This window comes from Actinokineospora baliensis, assembly GCF_016907695.1.
Classification (GTDB): Bacteria; Actinomycetota; Actinomycetes; order Mycobacteriales; family Pseudonocardiaceae; genus Actinokineospora; species Actinokineospora baliensis.
Window position 1 is genome coordinate 3,570,517 of record NZ_JAFBCK010000001.1, and the last position, 24,975, is coordinate 3,595,491.

General features: G+C 69.0%; 21 protein-coding genes. 10 read left to right on the top strand and 11 right to left on the bottom strand.

Going from position 1 to position 24,975, the window contains the following annotated elements:
- Positions 1-545 precede the first annotated feature (545 nt).
- Positions 546-1,199: a helix-turn-helix transcriptional regulator gene (locus JOD54_RS16925; protein WP_204451456.1), complete on the top strand. Its 654-nt coding sequence runs from the start codon at positions 546-548 to the stop codon at positions 1,197-1,199.
- Here the strand turns inward: JOD54_RS16925 and JOD54_RS16930 are convergent.
- Together JOD54_RS16930 and JOD54_RS16935 are read right to left on the bottom strand one after the other, a co-directional pair.
- Positions 1,196-2,698, bottom strand: a complete 1,503-nt coding sequence (locus tag JOD54_RS16930; protein ID WP_307860120.1) for an FAD-binding oxidoreductase — start codon at positions 2,696-2,698, stop codon at positions 1,196-1,198. The genes JOD54_RS16925 and JOD54_RS16930 overlap by 4 nt on opposite strands.
- Positions 2,699-2,781: 83 nt before the next feature.
- Complete coding sequence (locus tag JOD54_RS16935; protein ID WP_204451457.1) at positions 2,782-3,246, bottom strand: carboxymuconolactone decarboxylase family protein; 465 nt, start codon at positions 3,244-3,246, stop codon at positions 2,782-2,784.
- A 139-nt stretch (positions 3,247-3,385) separates the two neighbouring features.
- Between JOD54_RS16935 and JOD54_RS16940 the strand changes: the two genes are divergently transcribed.
- Entirely contained in the window at positions 3,386-4,558 is a 1,173-nt protein-coding gene (locus JOD54_RS16940; RefSeq protein ID WP_307860121.1) for a 4-hydroxybenzoate 3-monooxygenase, read from the top strand.
- A 12-nt stretch (positions 4,559-4,570) separates the two neighbouring features.
- Positions 4,571-5,746, top strand: coding sequence for an MFS transporter (locus tag JOD54_RS16945; protein ID WP_204451459.1), 1,176 nt, complete (start codon positions 4,571-4,573; stop codon positions 5,744-5,746).
- Here JOD54_RS16945 and JOD54_RS16950 read toward each other — a convergent pair.
- Genes JOD54_RS16950 through JOD54_RS16960 form a run of 3 tightly spaced genes read right to left on the bottom strand, consistent with a single transcriptional unit; the run spans position 5,743 to position 8,739 of the window.
- Positions 5,743-6,753: a methyltransferase gene (locus JOD54_RS16950; protein ID WP_204451460.1), complete on the bottom strand. Its 1,011-nt coding sequence runs from the start codon at positions 6,751-6,753 to the stop codon at positions 5,743-5,745. The genes JOD54_RS16945 and JOD54_RS16950 overlap by 4 nt on opposite strands.
- A gap of 25 nt (positions 6,754-6,778) precedes the next feature.
- Complete coding sequence (locus JOD54_RS16955) at positions 6,779-7,534, bottom strand: aminotransferase class IV (protein WP_204451461.1); 756 nt, start codon at positions 7,532-7,534, stop codon at positions 6,779-6,781.
- Positions 7,534-8,739, bottom strand: a complete 1,206-nt coding sequence (locus JOD54_RS16960) for an FAD-dependent monooxygenase (RefSeq protein WP_307860123.1) — start codon at positions 8,737-8,739, stop codon at positions 7,534-7,536. Before JOD54_RS16960 ends, JOD54_RS16955 begins: the two co-directional genes overlap by 1 nt.
- A 49-nt stretch (positions 8,740-8,788) precedes the next feature.
- Here JOD54_RS16960 and JOD54_RS16965 point away from each other — a divergent pair, with 49 nt between their 5' ends.
- Genes JOD54_RS16965 through JOD54_RS16985 form a run of 5 tightly spaced genes read left to right on the top strand, consistent with a single transcriptional unit; the run spans position 8,789 to position 15,873 of the window.
- Positions 8,789-10,120, top strand: coding sequence for a 3-deoxy-7-phosphoheptulonate synthase (locus tag JOD54_RS16965; RefSeq protein ID WP_204451463.1), 1,332 nt, complete (start codon positions 8,789-8,791; stop codon positions 10,118-10,120).
- 21 nt (positions 10,121-10,141) lie between these two features.
- Positions 10,142-12,226, top strand: coding sequence for an aminodeoxychorismate synthase component I (gene pabB, locus JOD54_RS16970; protein WP_204451464.1), 2,085 nt, complete (start codon positions 10,142-10,144; stop codon positions 12,224-12,226).
- Positions 12,226-13,707: a class I adenylate-forming enzyme family protein gene (locus tag JOD54_RS16975; RefSeq protein ID WP_204451465.1), complete on the top strand. Its 1,482-nt coding sequence runs from the start codon at positions 12,226-12,228 to the stop codon at positions 13,705-13,707. The genes pabB and JOD54_RS16975 overlap by 1 nt, the downstream gene beginning before the upstream one ends.
- The gene (locus JOD54_RS16980) at positions 13,700-15,235 is read left to right on the top strand and encodes a class I adenylate-forming enzyme family protein (RefSeq protein WP_204451466.1); all 1,536 of its coding nucleotides are present in this window, start codon (positions 13,700-13,702) and stop codon (positions 15,233-15,235) included. The genes JOD54_RS16975 and JOD54_RS16980 overlap by 8 nt, the downstream gene beginning before the upstream one ends.
- A complete protein-coding gene (locus JOD54_RS16985; protein ID WP_204451467.1) occupies positions 15,235-15,873 on the top strand; it encodes a class I SAM-dependent DNA methyltransferase in 639 nt (212 codons plus the stop codon). Before JOD54_RS16980 ends, JOD54_RS16985 begins: the two co-directional genes overlap by 1 nt.
- On the opposite strand, the gene JOD54_RS16990 is transcribed toward JOD54_RS16985, so the two are convergent.
- Complete coding sequence (locus JOD54_RS16990) at positions 15,850-17,040, bottom strand: MFS transporter (RefSeq protein ID WP_307860125.1); 1,191 nt, start codon at positions 17,038-17,040, stop codon at positions 15,850-15,852. The two genes, JOD54_RS16985 and JOD54_RS16990, sit on opposite strands and share 24 nt — an antisense overlap.
- A gap of 195 nt (positions 17,041-17,235) precedes the next feature.
- Here JOD54_RS16990 and JOD54_RS16995 point away from each other — a divergent pair, with 195 nt between their 5' ends.
- On the top strand, positions 17,236-18,114 hold the full coding sequence (locus JOD54_RS16995; protein WP_204451469.1) for a hypothetical protein: 879 nt from the start codon (positions 17,236-17,238) through the stop codon (positions 18,112-18,114).
- 515 nt (positions 18,115-18,629) lie between these two features.
- Here JOD54_RS16995 and JOD54_RS17000 read toward each other — a convergent pair.
- The 4 genes from JOD54_RS17000 to JOD54_RS17015 all read right to left on the bottom strand — a co-directional run bounded on the left by JOD54_RS17000 (position 18,630) and on the right by JOD54_RS17015 (position 21,268).
- Positions 18,630-19,127: an energy-coupling factor ABC transporter ATP-binding protein gene (locus JOD54_RS17000; protein ID WP_307860126.1), complete on the bottom strand. Its 498-nt coding sequence runs from the start codon at positions 19,125-19,127 to the stop codon at positions 18,630-18,632.
- Positions 19,124-19,678 (bottom strand): biotin transporter BioY, encoded by a 555-nt coding sequence (locus JOD54_RS17005; RefSeq protein ID WP_204451470.1) that lies wholly within the window; start codon positions 19,676-19,678, stop codon positions 19,124-19,126. Before JOD54_RS17005 ends, JOD54_RS17000 begins: the two co-directional genes overlap by 4 nt.
- Positions 19,679-19,688: 10 nt before the next feature.
- Complete coding sequence (locus JOD54_RS17010; RefSeq protein WP_204451471.1) at positions 19,689-20,285, bottom strand: energy-coupling factor transporter transmembrane component T family protein; 597 nt, start codon at positions 20,283-20,285, stop codon at positions 19,689-19,691.
- Between the two features lie 134 nt (positions 20,286-20,419).
- The gene (locus JOD54_RS17015; protein WP_204451472.1) at positions 20,420-21,268 is read right to left on the bottom strand and encodes a DMT family protein; all 849 of its coding nucleotides are present in this window, start codon (positions 21,266-21,268) and stop codon (positions 20,420-20,422) included.
- A gap of 169 nt (positions 21,269-21,437) precedes the next feature.
- On the opposite strand from JOD54_RS17015, the gene JOD54_RS17020 reads away from it, so the two are divergent.
- On the top strand, positions 21,438-22,061 hold the full coding sequence (locus tag JOD54_RS17020; RefSeq protein ID WP_239573400.1) for a dihydrofolate reductase family protein: 624 nt from the start codon (positions 21,438-21,440) through the stop codon (positions 22,059-22,061).
- Here JOD54_RS17020 and JOD54_RS17025 read toward each other — a convergent pair.
- Positions 22,042-24,864 carry a hypothetical protein gene (locus JOD54_RS17025; RefSeq protein WP_204451473.1) on the bottom strand — a complete coding sequence of 941 codons (2,823 nt, stop codon included), beginning with the start codon at positions 24,862-24,864 and terminating at the stop codon, positions 22,042-22,044. The two genes, JOD54_RS17020 and JOD54_RS17025, sit on opposite strands and share 20 nt — an antisense overlap.
- Positions 24,865-24,975 lie beyond the last annotated feature (111 nt).

A 24,975-nucleotide genomic window follows, 5' to 3' on the forward strand; every position in this document is an offset into this window, starting at 1 on the left:
CCGACGCGCTCAACCACCCGCGACGATGTTGGTCCGATCGGGTGAGTACCACCGTGCGGACCGCAGTGCTGTTCGTCGGCTCACTTTTCCGAATGGTGATTCCTGGTCGGTTTGCCGTTCACGAAACGCGGGAGCGCGACCGGACGCGCGCTGTGACCGGATCGGGATCGGCTACCCCCGTTCGGGGGTTCTTGGATAGTGTTCGCCCCACGGACGACTCGGTTCGGGTATCGGGGTCCACCGCCGTTGCGGTCGAACGGTCACACCGCTGATCGGGCCACGACAGCGCGCGGCGATCCCCGGTCTTCCCAGGTCAACGCCGCTGGGCTGGTGGGTGGGGGCGGGCGAAAAGTGCGGAGTAGACCATTCCAACAATGGGACCAAGCGGTGTGGCGCGTCACCAAAAGCGGCTATTCCCGTCCACTCCTTTCCGGTGTTTTCCTAACCGTCTGGCGCCGTTGACCGGGATGTGCCGCCGTGCCACCATGTGCGTCGGGGTTTGACCGCACGCGATCAGCAGGCTGGGGTCTTCAGTTGGGGGATTGATGACGAATGGGACGTTGTCCTGCCGCCGGGATGGTGCGTTACCGGCCGCGCCGAGGGGGGAGCGCGCCGAGGACGTCGTGCACTGCGCCAAGCAGCACGTCGCCGTGCTCTGGCGCGACGGGGTGCTGCCGCTGACGCCGAGGGCCACGATCGCGCTGTTCGCGGGGGTCGCGGGCCGGGGCGTGTCGGTGCAGGTGCTGTGCGCGCGGGAGAACCTGTGCGCGGCCGCGGAACTGGGCATGGTCGAGCTGGCGCAGCCCACCATCGAGGTGCACCTGGTCGACCGGTCGATGCCGGACGTGATCATCGTCGACCACCGGGCCGTGGTGTTCCCGCCCGGTCTCGCCGACGACGCGCCCACCGCGGTGCTGCGGCACAGCGGGGTGGTCGCGGCCGCCCGCGAGCTGTTCACCCTGGGCTGGCAGGCGGCGCTGACCCGGTACCGGGGGCCGCTCGACGGGGTCACCGGCGCGCAACTGCAGCAGGAGGTGCTCACCCTGCTCGGCCGCGGCCACACCGACGACACCGCGGCCAGGAAGCTGGGCATCTCGGTGCGCACCTACCGCCGCCACGTCGCGGCGATCATGCGCGATCTCGGTGCCGGGTCCCGGTTCCAGGCGGGGATGCTCGCCCAGGAGCGCGGGCTGGTCTAGCCGATGGCGTGGGGGAAGCGGAAGAGGCCGTGTGGGTCGTAGTGCCGCTTCACCCGCGCCAGGCGCCGGTAGTTCGACCCGTAGTAGGCGCCGCGCCAGTCCGACAACGCCGTGTCCGGGTAGTTCAGGTAGGTCCGCCCGGTCGAGTGCGGGTCGATCGCCGCGAACCCGTGGTCCACCCAGGCCGTGGCTGCCGCGCGTTCTTCCGCGTTAGGCTCGGGGACGTTGAGACCCACCGAGTAGACGCTGAAGAACGACGCGTCTCGGTGCACGTAGGCCGTGGAGTCCGCGGAGACGGCGTTGGCGTTGCCCCCCAACGCCAACATCCCTAGCCACCGGTACTGCCCCGCGCGACGGTTGGCGTCGAAGGCGGTCAACGCGTCCTCTACGCCAGACCGTGGCCAAGGCGAACCGAACATGCGGCTGCGGTGGTGGATGTACTGCTGGCGCGGCAAAGTCGCTTCAGGGTTGTGATCCACCAGGTCGCACTGCGCGGCCGTCTTGTCGCCGCAGCCGAACAGCCGCATCAACGCCTTGTCGTACGGCACCTCCTCGACCCGGCGGGCGAGTGGGGCAACCCCCACCGCGGCAACGAACTCCGACACCGCCGCCTCTGCCCGCTCCAGGCTCCCGAAGTACGCGCCGGACGCGACGGTGATCGGCGCTGCTCCCGCCGCGGCGTCGTTGAGCAGCACGCCCATGCCGGTCGCCAACTCCGGCGGGCTGTGGTCGATCCACTGCTGCCAGGCGGCGATCACCTGCGGTGCCGCGTCCCACGGCCAGCTGAGCGAGAACGTCGCCACCCGGGTGACGCGCAGCGGCGTGAGCTCGAACTCCGTGACCACGCCGAAGTTCCCGCCACCGCCGCCGCGCACCGCCCAGAACAGGTCCGGCTCCTCGTGCCGGGACGCGCGGACGATCCGGCCGTCGGCGAGTACGACGGTGGCCGAGCGGACCCGGTCGCTGGCCGGGCCGACGAGCCGGGTCTGCCAGCCGAGTCCACCACCGGAGACGAACCCGGCTTGTGCGACAGTCGGGCACAAACCGGACGCCACGGCCAGTCCGTGCGGCGACAGGGCGGTCGTGGCGTCGACCGCGGTGGCGCCGGGCCCGATCCGCACGGTCGACCCGCCGCGCACCGACACACCGTCCAACCCGGACACATCGATCACCAGGCCCCGGCCGCTGGACCAGCCGGTGAAGCTGTGCCCACCGCTGCGCACGGCGAACGGCGTGCCCTCGTGCGCGGCGAACCGCAAGCACTCCTGAACATCGCGCGGGGAAGCGCAGTAGGCGATCGCGCTCGGGTTGAGGTCGTCGAACTGCGCCGCGGCCAGCCGCTTCGCGATCGGGTACTGAGGCTCGCCTGGGAGTACCAAAGGGCCGGAAAGGGTGCGGCGCAGTCGGTCCCACCGGGTGGTGGCCAGGGCCGGGCCCGCCAGACCGGCGGCGAGTGCGGCGGCCGCGGACGCGCGCAGGAACACTCTTCTGGTCGGCACGGAATCCCCCAGACGCCGTGAGCGGGCGAGTGGTCACCGACCGGGCGGGCCCGGCCGGTGACTCGCGGTCAGGCTGGTCCTGCTCAGTCCTTCTTCTGCGGGGTGTACTGCCCCGCGGCCTTGCGCTGCGTGACACCGGTGCGGTTCCACGCGTTGATCAGGACGATGGTCATGATGACCTTCGCCAGCGTCTCCTCGTCGAAGACCGCCGCGGCGGCGTTGTAGACGTCGTCCGGCACGTGTGTGCCCGCCACGTCGGTGACCGCCTCGGTGAGCGCGAGCGCGGCCCGCTCCTCGTCGGTGTAGAAGTCGGTCTCGCGCCAGGCGTCGAGCAGCAGCAGCCGCTGCGTGGTCTCACCCGCGGCCAGCGCGTCGAGCGTGTGCATGTCCAGGCAGAACGCGCACCCGTTGATCTGCGACGCTCTGGTGAAGATCAGCTGGATGATCTTCGGGTCGAGCCCGGACTCGACCACCGTGCTGTGGAAGGCGAACAGCGCCCGGTAGCCCTCGGGCCACGCCTTGCCCAGATTGATTCGAGCATCGGTCATGGTCCGAAACCTACCGGAGCGCGTCGCGGCCGGTTTCCCGGGTGACAGGAAGTTGTCATGCCTGGTGGCGCCCGTCGCGGGTCGTCGACCATGGCCTGCGGGCGGCACTCGCGGACCGCTGGTCGGAGAGGGGTGGGCTGTGGGCGCGCGGCGGACTCAGGTCGGGATCGTCGGGGCTGGACCGGCCGGGCTCCTGCTCGGCAGGCTGTTGCACTTGGCGGGCCTGGATTCGGTGGTCGTCGAGCACCGCAGCCGCGACCACGTCGAGAAGCGCGTGCGGGCCGGGCTTCTCGAGCAGGGCACCGTGGAGTTGTTGCGGGAGGCCGGGGTCGCGCAGCGGTTGGACCGGCTCGCGGCCGTGCACACCGGGTTCGAGCTGCGGTTCGCCGAGGAGTCGGTGCGGGTCCCGTTCACCGAGTTGTCCGGGCGCTCGGTGTGGATGTACGGGCAGGCGGAGGTCGTGAAGGACCTGATCGCCGCCAGGGAGGGCGTCGCCGAGTTGCACTTCGACGCGCGGGACGTGGTGGTCGACGACACCGACGGCGACCGGCCGGTGATCCGGTACGCGCTCGACGGCGACCGGGTGGAGCTGCGGTGCGACATCGTCGTCGGCTGCGACGGCTACCACGGTGTCACCCGATCGGGGATGTCCGCTCTGCGCACGTATGAGCACACGTACCCGTTCGCCTGGTTGGGCGTCCTGGTCGAGGCGCCACCGGTCGCCGAGGAGTTGGTCTACGCCTGCCACGAGCGGGGTTTCGCCCTCTACAGCATGCGCTCGCCGACGGTCAGCAGGCTGTACCTGCAGGTGGACCCGACCGACACCCTCGATCAGTGGCCCGACGACCGCGTGTGGGCCGAGCTGCACACCCGGCTGGGCACCGATCTCGGCTACGGCCTCAACGAAGGTCCGGTCATCGAGCGCGGCATCACCTCGATGCGCTCGTTCGTGGCGGAGCCCATGAGCCGTGGTGCCGTGTTCCTGGCCGGGGACGCCGCGCACATCGTCCCGCCGACCGCGGCGAAGGGCCTCAACCTGGCCGTGGCCGACGTGCGCGTGTTGGCGGAGGGACTGGTGGACTGGTTCACCACCGGCGATCGCAAGGCGTTGGACGGCTACTCGGACCGCTGCCTGCGCCGGGTGTGGCGCGCCGAGGAGTTCTCGGACTGGATGACCGGTTTGCTGCACAGGTTCCCGGATGAGCGGAACATGCAGTTCCGCTTCAGGGAAGCCAGGTTGCGCTACCTCGCCGGGTCCGAGGCGGCCATGTCCAGTTTCTCCGAGAACTATGTAGGATCGGCCGTCGGGTGACTGGGGGAGCACATGCAGTCGGACTGGGCGCCGTTCTGGCGCACGGTGGCCGTGATGACGGTTGCCGGACTTGTCATCGTCGGACAGCTCTACGCCGTGATCCCGCTGCTGCAAGCGTTTGCCGCGGACTGGGGAACGACGGTTGGTGCCGCGACCGCGACCACGACGTTGTTCGGGATCCCTTATGCCAGTGGGTTCTTGCTGACTGGTCCGTTGGCGGACAGGTTCGGTAGGCGCACCGTCATCACCGCGGGTCTGTCGGTCATGACCGTGGCGACAGTGCTGGTGGGGTTGTCGGACTCGCTCGCGGTCGGCGGCGTTTTGCGTGCGGTGCAGGGGCTTGGCGCGGCGGCGTTTTCGCCTGCCGCGTTGGCCTACCTGACCGAGCGGATCGAACCACGCCGCAGGCCGAGCGCCTTGGCCTGTCTCATCACTTCGTTCTTGGCCGCGGCGGTCATCGGCCAACTCTTGGCGCAAGCGCTTTCTGGCTTGGGTAGTTGGCGATTCGTGTTCTACGGCAACGCTGTGCTGCTGCTGGTGCTGACAGTCGCGCTGCGGCAGGTGATGGCGCCTGACACCGCCGGTAGCAGGTTAACCCTGCGAGGGTCCTTCAAGGCCATGGGCACACTGGTAGCCAAGCCCGCGTTGACCGTCCTCTATGTGGCGACCTTGCCCGTGCTGGGCGGTTTCGTCGGCGTCTACACCGCCTTGCAGGTTCTGGCGCCAGAGGACTTGGTGGGCGGGTCTCACGAACTGTTCCTCTTACGCGCGAGTGCGTTGCCAGCGATGGTGTTGATCCCCTTCATCACCGGATGGCTGAGCCGCTTCCGTGCGACCCGCCGCACCGCCTTGGCACTGTTCGTCGCAGCAGCGATCCTCGCGGTACTTGCGGCCCTCGGTTTGCCTAGTGTGCCGGTCTTGGGTGCACTATTGCTGGTCTACGTCGCTGCGATCACCCTGATCTCACCGGGGTTGACCGAGTTGGTCGGGTCCATGGCCGGAGCGGCGCGGGCGACCGGGATCGCCCTCTATACGTTTGCGCTGCTGATGGGCGCCAGCCTGGGACCGCAGGTTGTGGTGTTGCTGCGGTCCCAAGGACTGGCGGTTGTACTGGTGGTGCTGGGCATCGCGCAGGCGGTCGCCGGTGTGCTGGTCCTGTTCGCCGACCGGCTGATCGGCCGAACTTAGGAGCGGGTCGCGACCAGCACGTGAGCGTCGAGCGGGAGCGCGTGCGTTGTCTCCAGGCGGAACCCGGTCTGGGAGAGCAGGTTCGCGAACTCACTGCGCGTGCGCTCCCGGCCCTGGCCCATGACGGCGAGCATGTGCATGTTGTAGCCCGGGGTCAGCGATGGGCCGCCGTCCTCGGGGAGCAGCCGCTCGACGATGAGCAGCTTGGCGTGGGTGGGAAACGCGTCCCGGCAGTTGCGCAGCAGCGCAAGGCAGCCCTCGTCGTCGAAGCAGTGCAGCAGCCGCGACATCAGGTACAGGTCGCCACCGCCGGGCGCGGTCTCGAAGATGTCACCCGCCACGAGCGCGCACCGGTCGGTGAGGTCGGCGAGGAATCCCTGCTCCTTGGCCTCGGCGATCACCTGGGGGCGGTCGAAGAGCATGCCGCGCAGCGCGGGCCGCTTGCCCAGGATCTGCCGCAGCAGCAGGCCGTGGCCGCCCGCGATGTCGACCACGAGGCCCGTCTCGGGGAACGCGTGGACGCTGTCGACCTCGCTGAAGAAGTTCGCCCCCGCGATCATCGCCCGCTCGTAGCGCAGCGAGGTCTCGGGGTGGGTCCGCAGGTAGGGGAAGAGTTCCTCGCCGAACGCGGCGGAGAACCCAGACCGACCCGTGCGCACGGCCTGCTCCAGGTGGCCCCAAGCCTGGTAGAACTCGGCGCCGTAGATGGTGGCGTAGTGCGCCATCGTGCCGGGGTTGTCCGACCGCAGGAGTTCTCCGACCTCGGTGGCGGTGTAGCCGACCTCGTCGTTGCCCGCCAGGACGCCCAAGGTGACCAGGAAGAGCAAGAGCCGGTGCAGGCTGTCGTGGTCGACACCGAGCCGTTCAGCCAAGGCGGCACTACCCAACGGTTCTTGCGCCAGCTGGTCGGGGATGCCGAGGTTGGCGGCGACGCTGATCGCCTGGGTCTTCCAGTACCCGGTCATCAGGTCGTTGAGCCGGTAAGCCGGAGAGTGCTCTGCGGTCATGGTGTGCCTTTCTGCGAACGGGCTGTCAGACGGGGAGCGGGACGCGGAGGGACTCCAGGACGCCCTGCCAGTAGGGCGCCCTAGTGGCCGGAACCGCAGGCACGGTCGGCCACGCGACGATGGGCCTTAGGCCGTGCAGTGCGTTGACCAGCCAAGCCTCTTTGTCGACAAGCTGGTGTGGCTGACGTCTCCGCCTGCCAACGGTGATCCCGAGCGCGTAGGCGTGCTCGATGATGACCCGAGTCGTGACGCCATCGAGCACAGGCAGGTCTTCGTCAGGGACGCAGAGAATGTCGTTCTCCCACCAGATGAGGCTTGCTGTGGCGGACTCCAACACGTACCCGTGGTCATCGACGAGGAGTGTCTCGTCAGCGCCCGCAGCACGTGCCTGCTCGCGGATGTTGTTCAGCAGCGGTAGATCGGGCCCCTTGCGCCTGGGGTGCACCCGCTTGTCGGGCTGGTCAGCGCGGTGAATCCGGATAGCCTTGCCTATAGGTGGGGATGGCCGGACCCGAAGTTGGAACGTGCCCGCCGGCGTCAGCTCTACCCGGGGAAACCAAGCGCCCTGTTTGGGGAATGCGGCCACAACGGCAGCCCAGAACGCGGTGGTGTCCCCGTGCCCGGTCTCGGTGCTCGCCTGTTGGAAACGCCGGTGGTGCCAGTGCAGTCCGCGCACGGCGCCGTCGAGCACCAGCCAGGAGTCCGCGGCCAAGAGGTCACCGGTCTGGAGTCCGCTTCGCTGGAGCGCGCCGTCGGCGAAGACGTATTCCACAGTGGACATCAGTACCGCCCTGACCGCTGGGGAGCCGTGCGGGGCCCGTAGGTGGCGTTCTCCAACCATGTGCCGAACCGGGGCACGACCGGCGAGAGCGCAGCCGCCGCGCGTTGCCGCGCTGATGCGTGCCAACGCTGGGGACGCAGGTGGGCCAGCGCCTCGCTGACCGCGGCGTTGTTGCGCAGCGCGGCGGCCCGGCGGCGTTCGGCGTAACCCGCGATGGCCGCTGCCTCGCGGATCGGGTTGTTGGCCGATCGAGCCAACGCGATGGCGTCCGCGGCGTCGAACGCGTCGGCGATTCCGCTGTTCATCCCGCGCGCGCCCAGCGGCGGGAACAGGTGCGCCGCCTCGCCCGCCAGCAGCACCCGGCCGTGCGGGTCGGCGAACCGGTCCGCGATGACCTGGTTGAACCGGTAGCTGGAGATCCACAGGATGTTCTCCAGGTGACGCCGGTCGACCACGTTCGGCAGCCACCGCCGCACCGCCTCCGGCGCGCTGAACTCGGCTTCGGTGTCCTGCGGGGCGCACTGCACGTCGATCTGGAACCCGCCCGCGAACGGCACCGTCATCACGTGCCTGCCGCCCAGGGCCGGGTGGTGGTAGTGGAACAGCCGCTCGTGGGGGAAGTCCGGGTCGGCGATGTCGACGGTCGTGTGGAATCCCTCAGATCTCCCGCCCGACATGGTGATACCCGCCGCGCGCCGCACCGTCGACCTGGCCCCGTCCGCGGCGACGACGTGGCTGCCGCTGAAGGTCCGGCCGTCCGCGGTGACCACGTCGACGCCGGTCGGGTCGACCCGCACCCGCTCGACCCGGGCACCCCAGTACACGCTCGCGCCCACCTGCTCGCAGGTCTTGCGCAAGAACCGCTCGGTGTCCACTTGGCGCAGACTCGTGAACGGCGGCTCGGCGTCGGCGGCGGGCTTGGGGTAGGTCTTCGCGAAGACCTCCCGACCGCGGTAGAGCGTCCGCTTGGTGTGCCACACCACGCCGAAGCCGGTCAGTTCGGCCGCCAGCCCCGGCGCGCCGGAATCCAGCAGGCGCAAGGACTCCCGGTGCACGAACAGCGCGCGGCTGCCCGGCCTGGCGCGGTCCTCGTCGTCGGCCTCCAGCACCGCGACGGGCAGGCCGACCGAGCGCAGGGCGATCGCCGCGGACAGGCCCACCGGGCCTGCGCCGACGACGAGGACGGGGTTCTCCTGGGTGACCACGTCCTCATTTTTCGTATTCGACCGCGTGCCGAGAGCCGTTGACAGGAACATGCCAACGCGACGGAGTCGGCGCGGTCGGTGTCAACACTGGAGGACGCGGCGGTGGCTCGTCGGTCGGGTGAGTGTGTCAGGCGAATGTGGAGAGTCGTATCAACGCTTCTTGTTACGGGGGACGGGCGTGCAACGATCGCGATGGCAGCCAGGTTCTTGGCGGGGGTTGACGGTCGACCAGCGGCCCCCGTGGCCGGACCAGGATGAACTGGCCGAGGCGTCGCTGAGGTTGCGCGGCCTGCCCGGTCTGACCGCGGCGGGTGAGGCGGCGGCGCTGCGCGCCAGGCTCGCCGAAGTGGCCGCCGGGCGCGAGTTCATCTTGCAGGGCGGGGATTGCGCGGAACCGCTGGGCGTCGAGGGTGTCATCGCCGCCCGCGCCCGCCACGGGGCCCTGCACGAGTTGGCCGACCGGCTGCGGACCTGGCTCGGCGTTCCCGTGGTCCGGATCGGTCGGCTGGCCGGTCAGTACGGCAAACCGAGGTCCGCACCCACCGAGGTGGTCGACGGCCGCGAGCTGCCCAGCTACCGGGGCGACATCGTCAACGGCGCGGAGCCGACCGAGGCGGCGCGGCGCCCGGATCCGCAGCGGCTGCTGCGCGCCTACGACTCGGCCGCCGCGGTGGTCGCCGAACTGCGCCGATTACCCGGTCCGGACCGGTTGTGGACCAGCCACGAGGCGCTCGTCCTGGAGTACGAGCAGGCGCTGACCCGGCGCGACCCCGAGACCGGCACCTGGACCCTGCGGTCCACCCACTTCCCCTGGCTGGGTGAACGCACCCGGCGCACCGACGGCGCCCACGTCGAGTTCCTCTCCGGGCTGGCCAACCCGATCGGCGCCAAGGTGGGTCCCACGGCCACGCCCGACGAGCTGCTGCGGTTGTGCGAGCGGCTGGACCCGGGGCGCGAGCCGGGCAGGCTCACCCTGATCACCCGCATGGGGGCGGGTGCCGTCGCCGAGGTGCTGCCCCCGTTGGCCGCCGCGGTGCGCGCGGCGGGTCATCCGGTGGTGTGGATGTGCGATCCCATGCACGGCAACACCATCCGCGCGTCCAGCGGGGTGAAGACCCGCCTGGTCGGGGACATCGTCTTCGAGCTGGCCCGGTTCACCGAGGTGCTGCTCGAGCTGGGGGAGTGGCCAGGCGGGGTGCACCTGGAGATCGGCGACCACGACATCACCGAGTGCCTGGGCGCGGGTGGCGCCACTGAGCCGTCCCAGCTGCTCAAGGCGTACCGGACGTTGTGCGACCCGAGGTTGAGCGTGCCGCAAGCGCACCAGGTGCTCACCGAGATCCAGCAACTGCTCGCCGCGCCCGCGCCGGTCACCGCGTAGGCCCCACAGCCGGAGCTGCTCATGCGAACCCTGTTGGTAGACAACTTCGACTCTTACACCTACAACCTCTTCCAGCTCATAGCGGGCGTGAACGGCATAGAGCCTGTTGTGCGCAGGAACGATGACCTGGCCGGAGTCGACTTCACCGACTTCGACAACATCGTGATCTCACCCGGGCCGGGGCACGCGGGACGGGACAGGGACTTCGGCGGAAGCGCGAGAGTGCTTGCCGAGACACGACTACCCGTGCTGGGCGTGTGCTTAGGCCATCAAGGCATCGCGGTCTTAGAGGGCGCGGTAGTAGACCTGGCTCCTCGCGCGCGACACGGCTTCGTCTCGCAGGTCGAGCATGACGGCAAGGGCATCTTCGCCGGACTACCGCAGGGGTTCGACGTTGTGCGCTACCACTCGTTGGCGGTGGCGGAACCGCTGCCGCCAACGCTGGAGGTGACAGCCCGCGCGGAAGACGGTGTCGTCATGGGGCTTCGGCACCGCCATCGGCCTTTATGGGGAGTCCAGTTCCACCCGGAATCGATATGTAGCCAGTTCGGCCACGAACTCTTGGCCAACTTCGCGGACTTGACCCGCCAGGGCGCGCAGCGCGAACGTGTCACCGCAGTGCCACGGCCGCCGGTGGTGTCGACTCCCTCCGCGGCGAGGAAGTACTTCCTGCACGTCTCGGCCGTGGACGAGCCGGTGGACACGGAGGCCGCGTTCGCGGGGTTGTTCGGCGAGTCCGACGAGGCGTTCTGGCTCGACAGCTCGCACGTGGAGGCGGGCCGCTCGCGGTTCTCCTTCTTCGGCGACGCCGCCGGTCCGCACGCGGAGTCCGTGTCATACCGGGTCGGGGGGCCGGTCCTGGTACGGGTGGGCGGGGCGGAGCGCGAAGAACCGGGCACGGTGTTCGACTACCTGCAGCGCGAGCTGTCCGCGCGGCAGGTGGTGTCCGATGTGGACCTGCCGTTCGACTTCCAGTGCGGCTATGTCGGGTACTTCGGCTACGAGCTCAAGGCGGATCTCGGCGCTCCCGGGCCGCACCGGCCCAGCACACCGGACGCGTACTGGCTCTTCGCCGACCGGCAGGTGGCCGTCGACCACGAGACCGGGCGGTCCTACGCGCTCGCGCTCAGCGACGAGAGCGCCGCCTCCGAGTCCGCTGCACAGGCGTGGGTGGAGTCGGTGTCGCGGTCACTGCGCGGCTTCGGCGGGACGGCAGCGGCACCCGTGGAGCGGCGACAGGTGCGCGTCGACGTCGAACCGTGGCTGCGCACCGACCGCGGCCGCTACCTCGACGACATCGCCGAGAGCCAGCGGCAACTGGTCGCGGGGGAGAGCTACGAGATCTGCCTGACCAACATGGCCACGGTCCCCGCGACCACCAGCGGGTTCGACCTCTACCGCGACCTCCGCCGCGGCAACCCCGCCCCCTACGCGGCGTACCTGCGGCTGGGCCGGGCCGAGGACGGCGTGGAGATCGCCTGCTCGTCGCCGGAGCGGTTCCTCAATATCGGCGCCGACCGGGTGGTGGAGACCAAGCCGATCAAGGGCACGGCACCGCGCGGGCGGACCCCGTCGGAGGACCTGCTGCTGCGCGCGGAGCTGGCGGGCAGCGCCAAGACCCGCGCCGAGAACCTGATGATCGTCGACCTGCTGCGCAACGACCTCGGTCGGGTCTGCGAGGTCGGCTCGGTGCACGTGCCACGGTTGATGGCGGTGGAGAGCTACGCCACGGTGCACCAGCTGGTCAGCACCGTGCGCGGGACGCTGCGCGCCGACACCGACGTGCTCGACTGCGTGCGCGCCTGCTTCCCCGGCGGGTCGATGACCGGGGCGCCGAAGCTGCGCACCATGGAGATCATCGACCGGCTGGAGACCGGGCCGCGCGGGGTCTACTCCGGGGCGATCGGGTTCCTGGCCTGCAACGGCACCGCGGACCTCAACATCGTCATCCGCACCGGCGTGCTGCGCGAGGGCCAGTGGCAGGTCGGTGCGGGCGGCGCGATCGTGCTCGACTCCGACCCGGCGGAGGAGTTCGCCGAGATGGAACTCAAGGCGGGCGCCTGGCTGGCGGCCCACACCCAGCTCGACACCGAGGCGGTGGCTTGATGAACCTCGCGGCGCGATTACGCCAACGGTCCACGGAGGCGGGGTGGGACCACCTGCCCGCGTTCCACACCCCGGACCGGGACTACACCCACGGCGAGGTGCACGACCTGGCCGCTCGCGCCGCGTCAGTGCTCTCGCAACGCGGCGTCGGCGAGCGCGACCGGGTGCTGATCGCTCTTTCGGACTCCATCGCCTGGGTTGTGACGTTCCTCGCGGTTGCTCGCCTCGGTGGCACAGCGGTCCCGGTGAATCCTGGTCTTACCGCCCAGGACCACTGCTTCCAGCTAGAGGACTGCGCTGCCAAGCTGATGGTGGCCGATGAGTCCCTGCGCGACCGAGCTCCCGCGTTCCTGTCATCGCAAGACCTGCTGTCACTCGCCGAAAGCACTACGGCTGCGGACGCGGTGGAGACCGACGCGCCGCTCTATGTCTACTACACCTCTGGGACCACTGGCCGTCCTAAAGGCGTTGTGTACGGACAGGACAGTCTTGAGATCTACCACCAGGCAGTAGGGCAAGGCGCGTTCGCGATCACCTCGGCAGACGTGACGCTGTCGGTGTCGAAGATGTACTTCGGGTACGGGTTCAACAACACCTTCGTCTTCCCGCTGCACACGGGCTCATCCGCTGTGCTGTTGGAAGAGCGGCCGACTCCTGAGGTGGCGCAGGATTTCGTGGCCCGGTTCGGCGTCACGCTGCTCTACTCGGTGCCGTCCTGGTACGCCCGTCTGATCGCGGAAGCCGACTCGGCGGCGTTCGGTTCCGTGCGAGCTGCCGTGTCCGGTGGCGAGGCCCTGACGGCTGATCTCGCGGGCAAGGTGGGCAAGTTCCTCGACGCACCCCTGCTGAACCAGTTGGGTGCAACCGAGGTTGGCTGCGCCATCACAGCCAACACCATCCACCACGACCGGCCCGGTTCCATAGGCAAGCCAGTCGGCTCGCTGGAAATCGAGGTGCGTGACTCGGCCGGGCGGCTAGTCGCCAATGGCGAACGCGGCGAACTGTGGGTGCGGCCGGTACAGATGCGGGAGTACCTGAACCTGCCCACGGAGACCGCGGAAGTACTACGGGCCGGGTGGTTCCGCACACGTGACCTCGTGGTGCGCGAGCCGGACGGCACCTACACGCACTTCGGCCGCGCGGACGACATGGAGATGGTCGGCGGGATCACGGTGGCCCCGACGGAGATAGAGGCCGTGTTGAGCAGCCATCCCGAGGTACGTGAAGCCGGGGTCGTAGCCGTACCCGACGAGTTGGGGCAGACGAAGCTAAGAGCGTTCGTGGTTCCCTACGCCGCCGAACCGCCTAGCGGGCTCGCGGAGGACCTCATCGAGCTCACACGGGCCCGGTTGGCCGCCTTCAAGGTGCCGCGCAGTGTCCACACCGTACCCGGCCTGCCCAGGACTCCCAGCGGGAAACTCCGCCGCTACCTGCTGCGCCAGCAGGCCGCCGAGCTCTGGAAGGGCGCCGACAATGCTTGAGACCAGCCGGGTGTTCCACATCGGACAGATGTTCCAGGACGCGGCGGTGCGCTACGGGCACGTGACCGTCACCCTGGACCAGCCGCTGGAACTCGCGCCCGAGCTGGGCGTCGACCTCACCGTGGGTCAGCTCGCCGACCTGGTCGACGAGCTGGCGGCGCGCCTGGCCGCCGCCGGGGTGCGGGCCGGGGACAAGATCGCGATCCACAAGACGGACAACTTCGACATCGCGGTGCTCGCCTGCGCGGCCGCGCGGATCGGCGCGGTCCCGGCGATGCTCTCGCCCGCGCTGGACCCCCAGGTCGTCGCCGCCCTGCTCGCCCGGCTGGACCGGCCATGGCTGCTCACCGACCCGGCCAAGCTCGACACCATGGCGCTGGACCGGGACACGGTGCGCGGCGTGCTGTTCTCCACCGGCGAGGACAACGGATCCCTGGACCGGTTCGCGGGCGCGCCCCGGCAGCGACCTGTGCGCACCGGCCCGCTGGAGCCCGCGCTGATCACGCACAGCTCCGGCACCACCGGCCTGCCCAAGCTCGCCGTGCACTGCGCGCGCGCCATGTGGTTCCGGCTGCTGCCGCAGAAGCTGGTCGCGCTGCCGATCCGCCGGGTGGAGACGGTCGCGTTCTGCATGACGTTCGTGCACTCGCGCTTCTACCACGCGCTCGGTGTGTTCCTGGCCTACGGCAACCCGCTGGTGATCGCGGTGTCGCCGGACCCGGCCACGATCGGCCCGCTGTTCGTCCGCACCCGCCCCGGGCTGCTGGAGACCCAGCCGAACACGTTCATCGAGTGGGAGTACATGGACACCGCCGCCGGGCGGCCGCTGTCGAGCGTGCGCTACTACAGCGCCACCTTCGACGCCATGCACCCGCGAACGATCCGCAGGCTGCTCGACGCCTCCGACCGGCGCGACCCGATGTTCTTCCAGTTCTACGGCCAGTCCGAGACCGGCCCCGTGTCCTGCCAGTGGTACACCCGCGCCTCCGCAGAGCACGCCGACGGCCGCTGCGTCGGCCTGCCGCTGCCCGGGTTCGTGCGGGTGCGCATCACCGGCACCGACGGCCGCCCGGTGCCGCGCGGGCGGATCGGCTACATCGAGGTCCGCAACCGCAGCCGGGCGCTGACCTACCACGGCGAGGACGAGCGCTGGCGGGCGCAGCTCAACGACGGCTGGTGGCGGATGGGCGACATGGGCAAGCTCGACGGCCGGGGCCGCCTGCACCTGATGGACCGCGAGGTCGACCAGATCGACGACGTCGACTCCAACCTGGAGATCGAGGACATCCTCATGTCCCGCCTGGCCGACCTGCGCGAGGTCGTCATCATCCCCGGCACCGACAACCGCCCAACCCCGGTCGTCTGCACCCGCGACGAAGCCCCGCTCGACGCCGCCGCCTGGGCAGCCGCCGTGCACGACCTCGGCACCCTCGCCGACCCCATCCACCTGCCCTTCCACGAAGTACCGCGGACGTCGACGTGGAAGGTCCGCCGCCCGGAGCTCATCCGCAAACTGCGAGAGGCCTGATGGACGACAGCTTCCTCACCGAGACCAGGTCGTCCTACGACAAGGTCGCGCCCTCCTACGCTCGACTCGTCCCGGGCGTCGAGACCAGCGCCATCGACCGCGCCCTGCTCCGCGCGTTCGCCGACGTGGTCGCGGGCCCGGTGGTCGAGGTCGGCTGCGGCACCGGCCGGGTCGCCGCGTACCTCGACGCCATCGGCCTCGACGTGTTCGGTGTGGACCTCTCACCCGGCATGCTCGCCGTCGCCAGACGGGACCACCCCGGCCTGCGCTTCATCGAGGGGTCCATCCTGGACCTGGCCCTGCCGGACTCCTCGGTGGCGGGCGTGGTCGCCTGGTACTCGATCATCCACCTGCCGCCGGACCGGGTGCCGATGGCCTTCGCCGAGTTCGCCCGCATCCTGCGCCCCGGCGGCCACCTGCAGCTCGCCTTCCACATCGGCGACCAGCGCAACCGCAGGACCGAGGGCTACGGCCACGAGGACATCACCCTGGACGTCTACCTCCTGCCTGTCGACCGCATCGTCACCCTGCTCGGCGAAGCGGGCTTCGAGCTCTGCCACACGACCGTGCTGGAACCCGAGGCGTACTTCACCAGCACCGTCCCCCAAGCCCGCCTACTCGCGCGGCGCCCCGGGTAACAGCCGCCACGCCACGAGTCCACTCAGGATGGTGGCGAGGCCCGCGAGGTAGGCCGCCCACGTCAGCGAAAGCGCTTGCGCCACAGCGGGTCCCACGATCGCGCCCACGAACGTGGCCACCGCTTCGCCGGTGAACACGACGGAGCTCACCCGCCCCAGCCCCTCGTTCGGCGTGACCCGTTGCAGTGTGGTCTGCGTGGCACCCATCGCCACCGACCCGACCGCGCCCACACCGACCGCCGCGAGCGCGGCAGGCGTGGTCGTGGTGGCCGAGAACACCGCGACGAACCCGACCCCGGTCGCTGCCAAAGCCCCGCCCACCAGCGGCCCCGGCGCCACCCGGTCGACCAGGACGCGCATCACCGGCGCCCCCAGCAGAAACCCGATGCCCAGCGCCGACAGGACGATGCCGATCTGGCCACTGCCACCCAACACGGTCACCCCGTACGGGACCAGCAGAGCGGTGAGACACGCATTGGCCCCGAGGAACAGCGACATCACCACCAGCACCCCACCCGCAGTCCCATTGGTCCGCAGAAACGTCAAGCCCCACCGCAGATCCGCCCACACCCGCCCTTCTCCACCAGCCCGCCGCCCACCCCGAGCGGCCGTCCGCAGCACCGCCACCGCCGACACCAGATAACTCCCCACGTCGACCATCACCAACACCCCGAACCCAACCCACCCCAACAACACCCCACCCGCCGCCGCGCCGACCAACCGCACAACCCCGTCGGTCACGGCGTTGACCGCGTTGGCACTGCTCAACACCGGCCCGGTCCCCACCACCGCGGGCGTGTGCGCCTGGGCCGCGGGCCGGAAGAGCACGGTCCCCGAGCTCTCCACCACCAACACGGCGTACACCAGCCACAGGTCCCCCACCTCCCGCACCAGCAGAAGGCAGGCGACCGCCCCAGCCCGAACCAGGTCGGCCACCACCATCACCCGCCGCCGATCCCACCGGTCGACCCACACCCCCGCCACCGGCCCGAACAGCACAGGCGGCAAGAACTCCGCGGCCAACGTCAGCCCAGTGGCCGCCATCGACCCGGTGAGCACGAACACCTGCACCGGCACCGCCACCACCAACAACCACGACCCGAGCTGACTGACGAACCGCCCGAACCACAACCACCGAAAGTCCCGAACCCCAAACGCCTCAAACACTTGTGCCCACCCCAGTCCGATCCCACACGGGCAACCACTCGCCAGCTCCTACTCCGTAGGAACACCGCCACCCCATCCCCGTTGCACCCCTCACCCGGGCGGGTCGGACCGAAGAAAGGTGATCAGCCAGAATCGGACACCCGGAATCGGACAGCCTGGGTCGCGGTCGGCTGCTCAGGAGAGGGGCGGGACTCCATGAACGCTGGGCCGCGCCGGGTGCGAAGTCCTGTTGACCCTGCGGACCGCCACTGGGCGACCATCCCGAGTCGCAAGTCGGTGCTGGTCCTGGTCCCGCACATCGTCGCGGGGACGCGGCTGTTCGACTTGCTGGAGTTGTTCGAGAACGACAAACGCCTGCAAGTGGTGTTCACGCAGCCGGAGCCCTGGGAGGCATGGCAGGCGACCGATGGGTTCCTGGCCGATCGAGGCGGGGTGGTCCTGCCCTGGGCTCAAGCCAGGCGCGAGCGCTACGACTTGGTGCTGGCGGCCAGCATCCGCGGTCTGGACGAGGTGAATGGGCCCGCGCCGCTCATCCCGCACGGAGGTGGCCTCGCCCAGTACCGCCGGTGGCGTCCGGCGACGACAGGGGAGTCGTGGGCGCCGGTGCTGAACATGGACCGGGATCAACTGATGCGGCACGGGAAGGTGTTGGCGGAAGCCATTGTGCTCACCCATGACGACGAGATGGAGGTACTTACCACCGCCTGCCCTCCCGCTGTGCCTTACGCGGTCGTGGCGGGAGACATCGCGTTCGACCGGATGACCGCCAGCTTGCCAATGCGTGATCACTACCGCGCGGAGTTGGGCCTATCGCCGGGGCAGGAGTTGGTGGTCGTCAGTTCGACTTGGTCGTCCGCGTCGGCGTTTGGTCGTCACCCGGACCTGTTCGACCTGGTACAGCGGGAACTCCCGGCGGATCGCTACCGGGTGGTGGGGCTACTGCACCCGAACGTGTGGTCGCACCACGGCGTGTGGCAGGTCAAGACGTGGTTGGCGGACAACATGCGGGCAGGTCTGGGGGTGTCCCACCGGAGGAGGGGTGGCGCGCTGCCTTGGTCGGCGCCGACTACGTGATCGGCGACTACGGCTCGGTCACGACTTTCGCCGCAGGGCTCGGGAGCCCGGTCCTCAGGTCCGCCGAGCCGGACGGCCCCCTGCGCCCTGGGAGCCCATCGGCTGTATTGGCGGACCTCGCGCCGCGTTGGGAGCTGCAACGGCCTCTAGAAGGTCAGTTGGCCGCCGCGCGTGTGGACGTGGGAGGCCGGATTCACGAACTCCTTACGTCACGTCCCGGGGCCGCGGCGGCGATCCTGCGCGAAACCATGTACCGGTTGCTGGGCATCGCCGAGCCCGACCGACCCGTCAAGCCTCGGCCGCTACCCGCGCCTACGTTGCTCTCCGCGTGACTACGGAGAGGTGTGCTGGGCGACGTAGGTCTTGAGGGTTTCTGCAGGGGGACCGTCGGCGGTGATGGCGCCTTGGTTGAGGAGGATCACTCGGGGGGCCGTGGCCGCAAGGTCCAGGTCGTGGGTGATGAGGATGGTGTGTTGGGGGAGGTCGGTGATCAGGCGGGTGATGCGGTGGCGGTTTCAGAGGTCCAGCAGGGTCGTGGGCTCGTCGAAGATGATGTGGGTGGGGTTGGTGATGAGGACCGCCGCTATGGCGAGGAGTTGCTTCTGACCGCCGCTGAGCAGGTGGGCGGGGTGGTCGCGGTGGGCGGTCAGGCCGTACTCGGTGAGGGCGGCCGCTACGCGGGCTTCGCGTTCTGGGCGGGGGACGCCGTGGTGTTTGAGGCCAAAGTCGAGGTCCTCGGCGACGGTGGGCATGATGATCTGGATGTCGGGGTCTTGGAAGACGAAGCCCACCTTGCGGCGGATCGCCTTGCCCTGCTTCTTGGTGTCTAAGCCGTCGACGAGAACTTGGCCCTCTGTCGGCAAAAGCAGGCCGTTGAGCAAGCGGGCGAGGGTGCTTTTACCGGAACCGTTGGCGCCAACGATGGCTATGCGCGGCTCGCTAAGAGTCAGGTCTATGCCGCGTAGGACATGGTGTTCGCCATAGCGGTGGTGGACGTTGCGGAGCTCGATCACGCGGCTTGCCTTGGCTGCACTAGAGGGTAGGCGCGGCGTACGGTGACCGCGGTCAGTGAGGCGACTATGACCTTGGCAAGGTCGCCGGGGAGGAAGACCACTGACCCGGTGATGGCCTTGCCTAGGGGCAGGTTCGCGGACACTGCCATCCAGGGGATCCCGATGACGTATAGGACGAGCGCCCCGCCTATAGCGTTGGCCAGCAGCGCCCAAGCCAGGTTGTACCGCCGCCACAGCCATTCGGTGATGAGACCGACCACGAACGCGCCGACCGGATAGGCGAGGATGAAACCGCCTGTGGGGCCAAGGATCACGCCGATGCCGCCGCGTCCGCCGGGGAGCACGGGCAGGCCAATGGCGACCAACGCGACGAAGAGCAGGATCGCCAGACCGCCGCGGCGGGCCCCCAGGATCGACCCGGCCAGCATGACGCCCAACGTCTGGGCGGTGAACGGGGCGGGCACCAGTGGCAGTTCGATCAGCGGGAACAGGCCCAGCACCACGGTGATCGCCGCGAACAGCGCCACCAGCGCGATGTCCTTGCTGCGCAAGGGAGTCCTCCTAGTCGGAACCGGCGCCGCGCGCCTCGAGGGCGTCCCCGAGGCCGTCGGCGAGCCGCAATGTCTTGATCAGCAGCGGGGTGAGGAACCGGGTGCTCCGCCGCACGCCCCTGGCCCGCTGCGCCGCCCGGACCTGGTCGGCCTGCTCCTTGAGCACGGGGATGAACCGGATGGTCATCGCCACGACCAGGCCGACCCGCTCTGGTCGCACCCCCAGTGGCCGCAGCGGTCGCAGCGCGGTCTCCACGGTGGCGACCATCGCCGAGGTGCGGGTGGTCAGCGTGACGAGGTTCGCCAGCGCCACCAGCACCACGATCCGTTGCCCAACGACCACGGCTGTCACCCAGCCGGTGAGCAACACCTGGGCGACGACGATGACCGCGAGTACCGGCACGATCGGCAGCAGGTGCCGGAGCCCCACCCGGGGCGGGACCCGGGCCAGCGCGTAGCAGAGCACCACCGCGCCCATCGCCGCGCCGAGCCCAACGATCGACCGCACGAAGAACAGCCCGGTCCCCGCGGCGAGCAGCACCAGCAACTTCGCCCCGGCGGGCACCGCGTGCACGGGGGAGCGCGCCTCGTGGAACAGGCTCAGCATGCTTCCCCGCAACATCGGATGGTCGGTTGATTCGCGGTCGAACCTACCAGCGGGATTTCCTCGTCAACCGATAGAGCTCACCGGCGCGCCGTTGTCCCCACCCGCTCTTGACAGCTCTCACCTGCGGAAACGCGCTACCCCTCGACGGTGGCGGGAACCGGGTCGGCCTCGCGCGCCCTGGCGAGCTGGGTGACCCCGAACGCGGCGACGATGCCGAACGCGGCGGCGAGGGTGAGCGCGATCGGCGACGCGCCGATGTCCTCGTTGAGGAACACGACGCCGATCAGGGTCGCGCTGACCGGGTTCACCAGGTTGGTCACGGCCAGCGGCGCCCCGAGGCCGTTGCGGTACGAGCGCTGCGTCAGCACGGTCGCGCTGATGGCGAACGCGGCGATGGCGAGGATGGTGAAGATGGTGACCGGCCAGAGCAGGAACGCCGGTCCACTTGCGCCGAAGTTGACGACCGCGGTCTGGCACAGCGCCGAGCACACCGCGAAGGCGAGCCCGCCCGCGGCCGCTTCCCACACCGTCGACGCGTCCGGGCGGCGTCCGCGTAGGCCGAGGACGGTGACTATGGCCGTCGCGGCGGCGAGTAGGACGGTCAGCTCGACGGAGCTCAGCGCCTCGGAGCGGCCCGCGGTGGCGATGATCATCGTCAGCCCGGCCAGGCCGACCACCGTGCAGGCCATCCCGCTCAGCTCCAGCCCGGTCACCCGCCGCTTGGCCCCGGCGGCCGCGAACGGCACGGCGATCACCAGCGTGAGCACGCCGAGGGGTTGGATGAGCGAGAGCGGGCCGAACCCGAGGGACACCACGTGCAGCGCCGCGCCACCCGCGTTGAGCAGCTGCGCGACCCACCACACCGGAACCCTGGTCAGCTCCCGGACCGACAGGTGGCCCAACCGGGCCTGGATGAGTGCCGCGATCGCGTAGATGATCGACACCGCCACGCACAGCACGATGGTGATCGCCAGGTCGCTCACCGGTCCGCCCCCTCGGTCTTCCTCCAACCGAGCAGGCACAATCCAGCGTCGGCGCGCAACCCCAGAATAGTCCGGGGCCCGCCCGACCTGAGCCGATTTGACCGAAGTCACACGGTGGTGACCGGGGTCACAGTCGGTCGGTGTCGATCGGGGCCCACCGCGCTTCGACATGGGGGCGACGGCAACCGAGGAGGACATGATGGGCAAGGTCACCTGCGACATCGCGATGTCGATCGACGGGTTCGTGGCGGGCCCGAACCAGAGTCTTGAGGCCCCGCTCGGCGTGGGCGTCGAACAGCGCCTGCACCGGTGGATGTTCGAGGCGGCCGAGGACAACGCCGCCGAACTGGCCGAGATCACCGCCGCGAAGGCCTACATCATGGGCCGGAACATGTTCGGCCCCGACCGCGGCGAGTGGGACCTGACCTGGACCGGCTGGTGGGGCGCCGAGCCGCCGTACCACGCCCCCGTGTACGTGCTGTCCCACCACGAGCGGGAAGACCTCCCGATGGACGGCGGCACCACCTTCCACTTCGTCACCGGCGGCATCACCGAGGCGATCACCCGAGCCAGGACCGCCGCGGGCGACGGCTCCATCTCCATCGCGGGCGGGGCGTCCACGGTGAACCAGTTCCTCGCCGCGGGCCTGATCGACGAACTCCGCCTGCACGTCGCACCGGTGGTACTCGGCGAGGGCGAACGCCTGTTCACCGGCGTCGGCCGCATCGACCTGACCCCGCTCACCGTCCGCCACACCGCCCTGGTCACCCACATCAGCTACGCAATCGGGTGATGACGTCCCGCGCCTCCTGGAGGCACAGGTCGCTCCACTTGGCCAGGTCCCCGGCAGCCCGCAGCCGGACGTGCCAGGGCACCCCGCCGTCGTGCGCGACCCGCCGGACGATGATCGCCGCCACCTCCCGGTAGCCCCGGTGGGTAGTGGCCATCGCTTCGGCCGCGCGCACCTGTGTGAGTGCGTCGGCATCCTTGGCGAGGGCTTGCAAGGCAATGACGGTCTCGGTCGGCTCGAACTCGCTGCGCGCCTCCAGCACCGGCAGGCTCGGCGGGAGGTCCTGGAGAAACCGGACCATCCTCCGGCGCGTGTCGGGCCGCTCGATCGCCAGCGTCCGCGCCGCCCCTGTCCTCGCGGTGATCGGGAGCGTCTCATCGTCGACGATGGCTTGGAGGGCCTCGGCGCCCCATTCGCGGCCCCGGGGACCGAAGGTCATCAAGTCGGCTGCGGCTCGCCAGCGGAGGGCGGGGCGGGCGGTGGTGGCGAGCCGCTTGAGGATGCGCGCGGCGGCAGCACGGTCGTCGGTGTGGCGGTCTTGCAGGGACATAGCGGCCATCCACCGGACGGCATCCGATGAGCTGGGGTCGTCGCGGATCGCGCGGATGGGAGCGAGGCCGTCGTACTGGCGGAGGTCGAAGAGGAGCCGGATCCGGAGTTGATCGGCGGTGCGCGGATCGCGGGTGACCTGGCGGAGGTGGTCGATGGCGTCGTGGGGGTCGGTGGGGGAGAGGCGGAGCAGGATGTGGGCCGCTTGGGTGCTGTCGGTGGCTCGGCGCGCCGCGGCTAGGACGGTGTCGCGGTGAGCGGGACCTAGATCGGCGCGAGCGGCCAGGCGGAGGGGGACATCGGCAATGGCTTGGGTGGCTTCGGGGATGAAGGTGGGGGACAGGTCGACCAGGGCGTTCGCTGCCTCAACCCGCTCCGCAGCCGTCCGCTCCGGTGCGGTGAACACGTCCCGGATCGCTGCTATGACTTCATCCCGGCACGGGATCCCGCCGTACATGTCAGGTGAAAGCACGCGAGAGGCAATGTCCAGTGCCCGGTCGGCGACAACTAGTCGAGCGGCGTCGAGTCTTGCGGTGCCCGTCAGTGATCGAGCCATTGTGGACCGTTCCGAACCTTGAACGGTGGGATCGCATACAAGCGCGCCGAGGAAACCTGAAATGGTCGAGGGTGGGGTGGCACGAAGGTGGATGAACACGCCGACCGCGTCCACACGTTCTGTTGCTGTCAGCGTCGGCCGGTTGGCCAGTTCGCTGACCCAGTGCAGGATTTCATGTGCGCGTTGTTGGTCTAAGAGCAGAATTGTGGAAGCGCACCGGACCCGGTCTCTGGTCGGTTCCCTTTCGTTGCTCAATGAGATAGAGAGGGCGTTCGTGATCTCATCGAAGGTTCCGGGTTCGGCTGCGATGAGGTTGCGAGCGGAAAGCCTGTAGATTTCGTGCTGGCGAAACGGATCTATGATCAGTTGGAGAAACTCGCTGATCGCACGTTCGGGGCCTTCGGGTTCCAGTTCCGCAAGGGTGTCCGCGGCGAACGTTCGACACCGCTGGCTCGTGTCCGTATTGGCTAGAATAGCGCGCAGTAACACGGGGGCGTTGTCAATATCCTTGATAAGACTTCGCGAGGGAGTAGCTTCCAGGTCGTTGAGCAACGCGCGGACAAGATGGCGGTCATTGAGGTTTGCGACGACGGCACCCCGTATCGCCCAGGGGGTCAGGCGGTCTTCTGCTATGTGGCGGTGGAGGTCCCGGCCAGGGAATCCGAGTGTACGAATCGCTCTTGCGGCTGACCACTGCTGTACCCGCAGGGCTGAGGAGTAGTGAGAACTGATGATTTCGGCGAGCCTTTCTCTCGCCGGTTCGGGCATATCGCGAAACTGGCGGGTCCAGGCGACGAGTCCGCTGTGGTGGATGTGGTCGATCAGGGTGATGGCGGCAGGCAGGACCTCGTCGTACAGGTGATAGCCCAACTGGGCAAGGCTATGGGCCGCGATGGTCGCCGTGATTGACCGCTTTGATTGATGGAGTGCCTCGCGTAGTTGCCTGACGGAAACTTCAAGATCGATGGTATCTGTTCGGAGCATGCGAGAGATATGAAGCTGGCCCACGTGGCGAAGGTCGCGCAGGCTCATGAGTTCCAACAGTTCAGCCTGCGCCTGTTCGCGGTGCTCGGCGAAGCCCTCGAGTTGTCGCCAAGCTATAAGTCGGGCGACGAAATCGTTTCCTTCCTGGCCGATCTCCAAGAGGGTCATCGAAGCTTCGGGATGAAACTCGGTACCCAAGTGGACGAGGCTGGCAGCCGCTCTTGCCCGACTGTACTCGTCCACGTTGCCGTCTCTGGTGGTTCTCTGCATAGCTGCGATAGCGCCAGATCTGTGCGGATCGCCCAATTGGGCAAGTTTCTCTAGTGCGAACTCACGTTCCCAGTTATCCGCAAGCGGATTCTCGGAAACGATCATCAAGGTCTGGGCCGCTTCGCTGTGTTGATCAGGTCCAAGGTCGATCAACGATACCGCAGCCCACAGGCGTCCGTTCTGATCAGTCGAGCGATCGGCGAGTATCGCGAGAAGCATACTGAGCGCGCGGTCGTAAAACCTTGGGCCGAGTTCGATCAGCGCGTCAGCGATCGTTCGTCGATATTGTTTGGTGGCGCTTTCATTCGAAATCGTACATAGCAACTTAGCTGCATTTGCGGTGCATTGGGATCCCAGGCTAGCCAGCGTTCGCATGGCTGTGATGCGCGTGTGCGGATCGGTGTCAGTCTCGGCGGTCGCCAGGAGGAGCGTGGCTGCTTCCTGCAAGAACCGGGGATCCATCCCGGCGAGTCGGGCGGTACCGGACCAGTCGGCGAGGGTTGGATCGTGCGATAGGAGCTTGAGAAAAGCAGTACTACTGCGGTTCTGGTCGGGGCT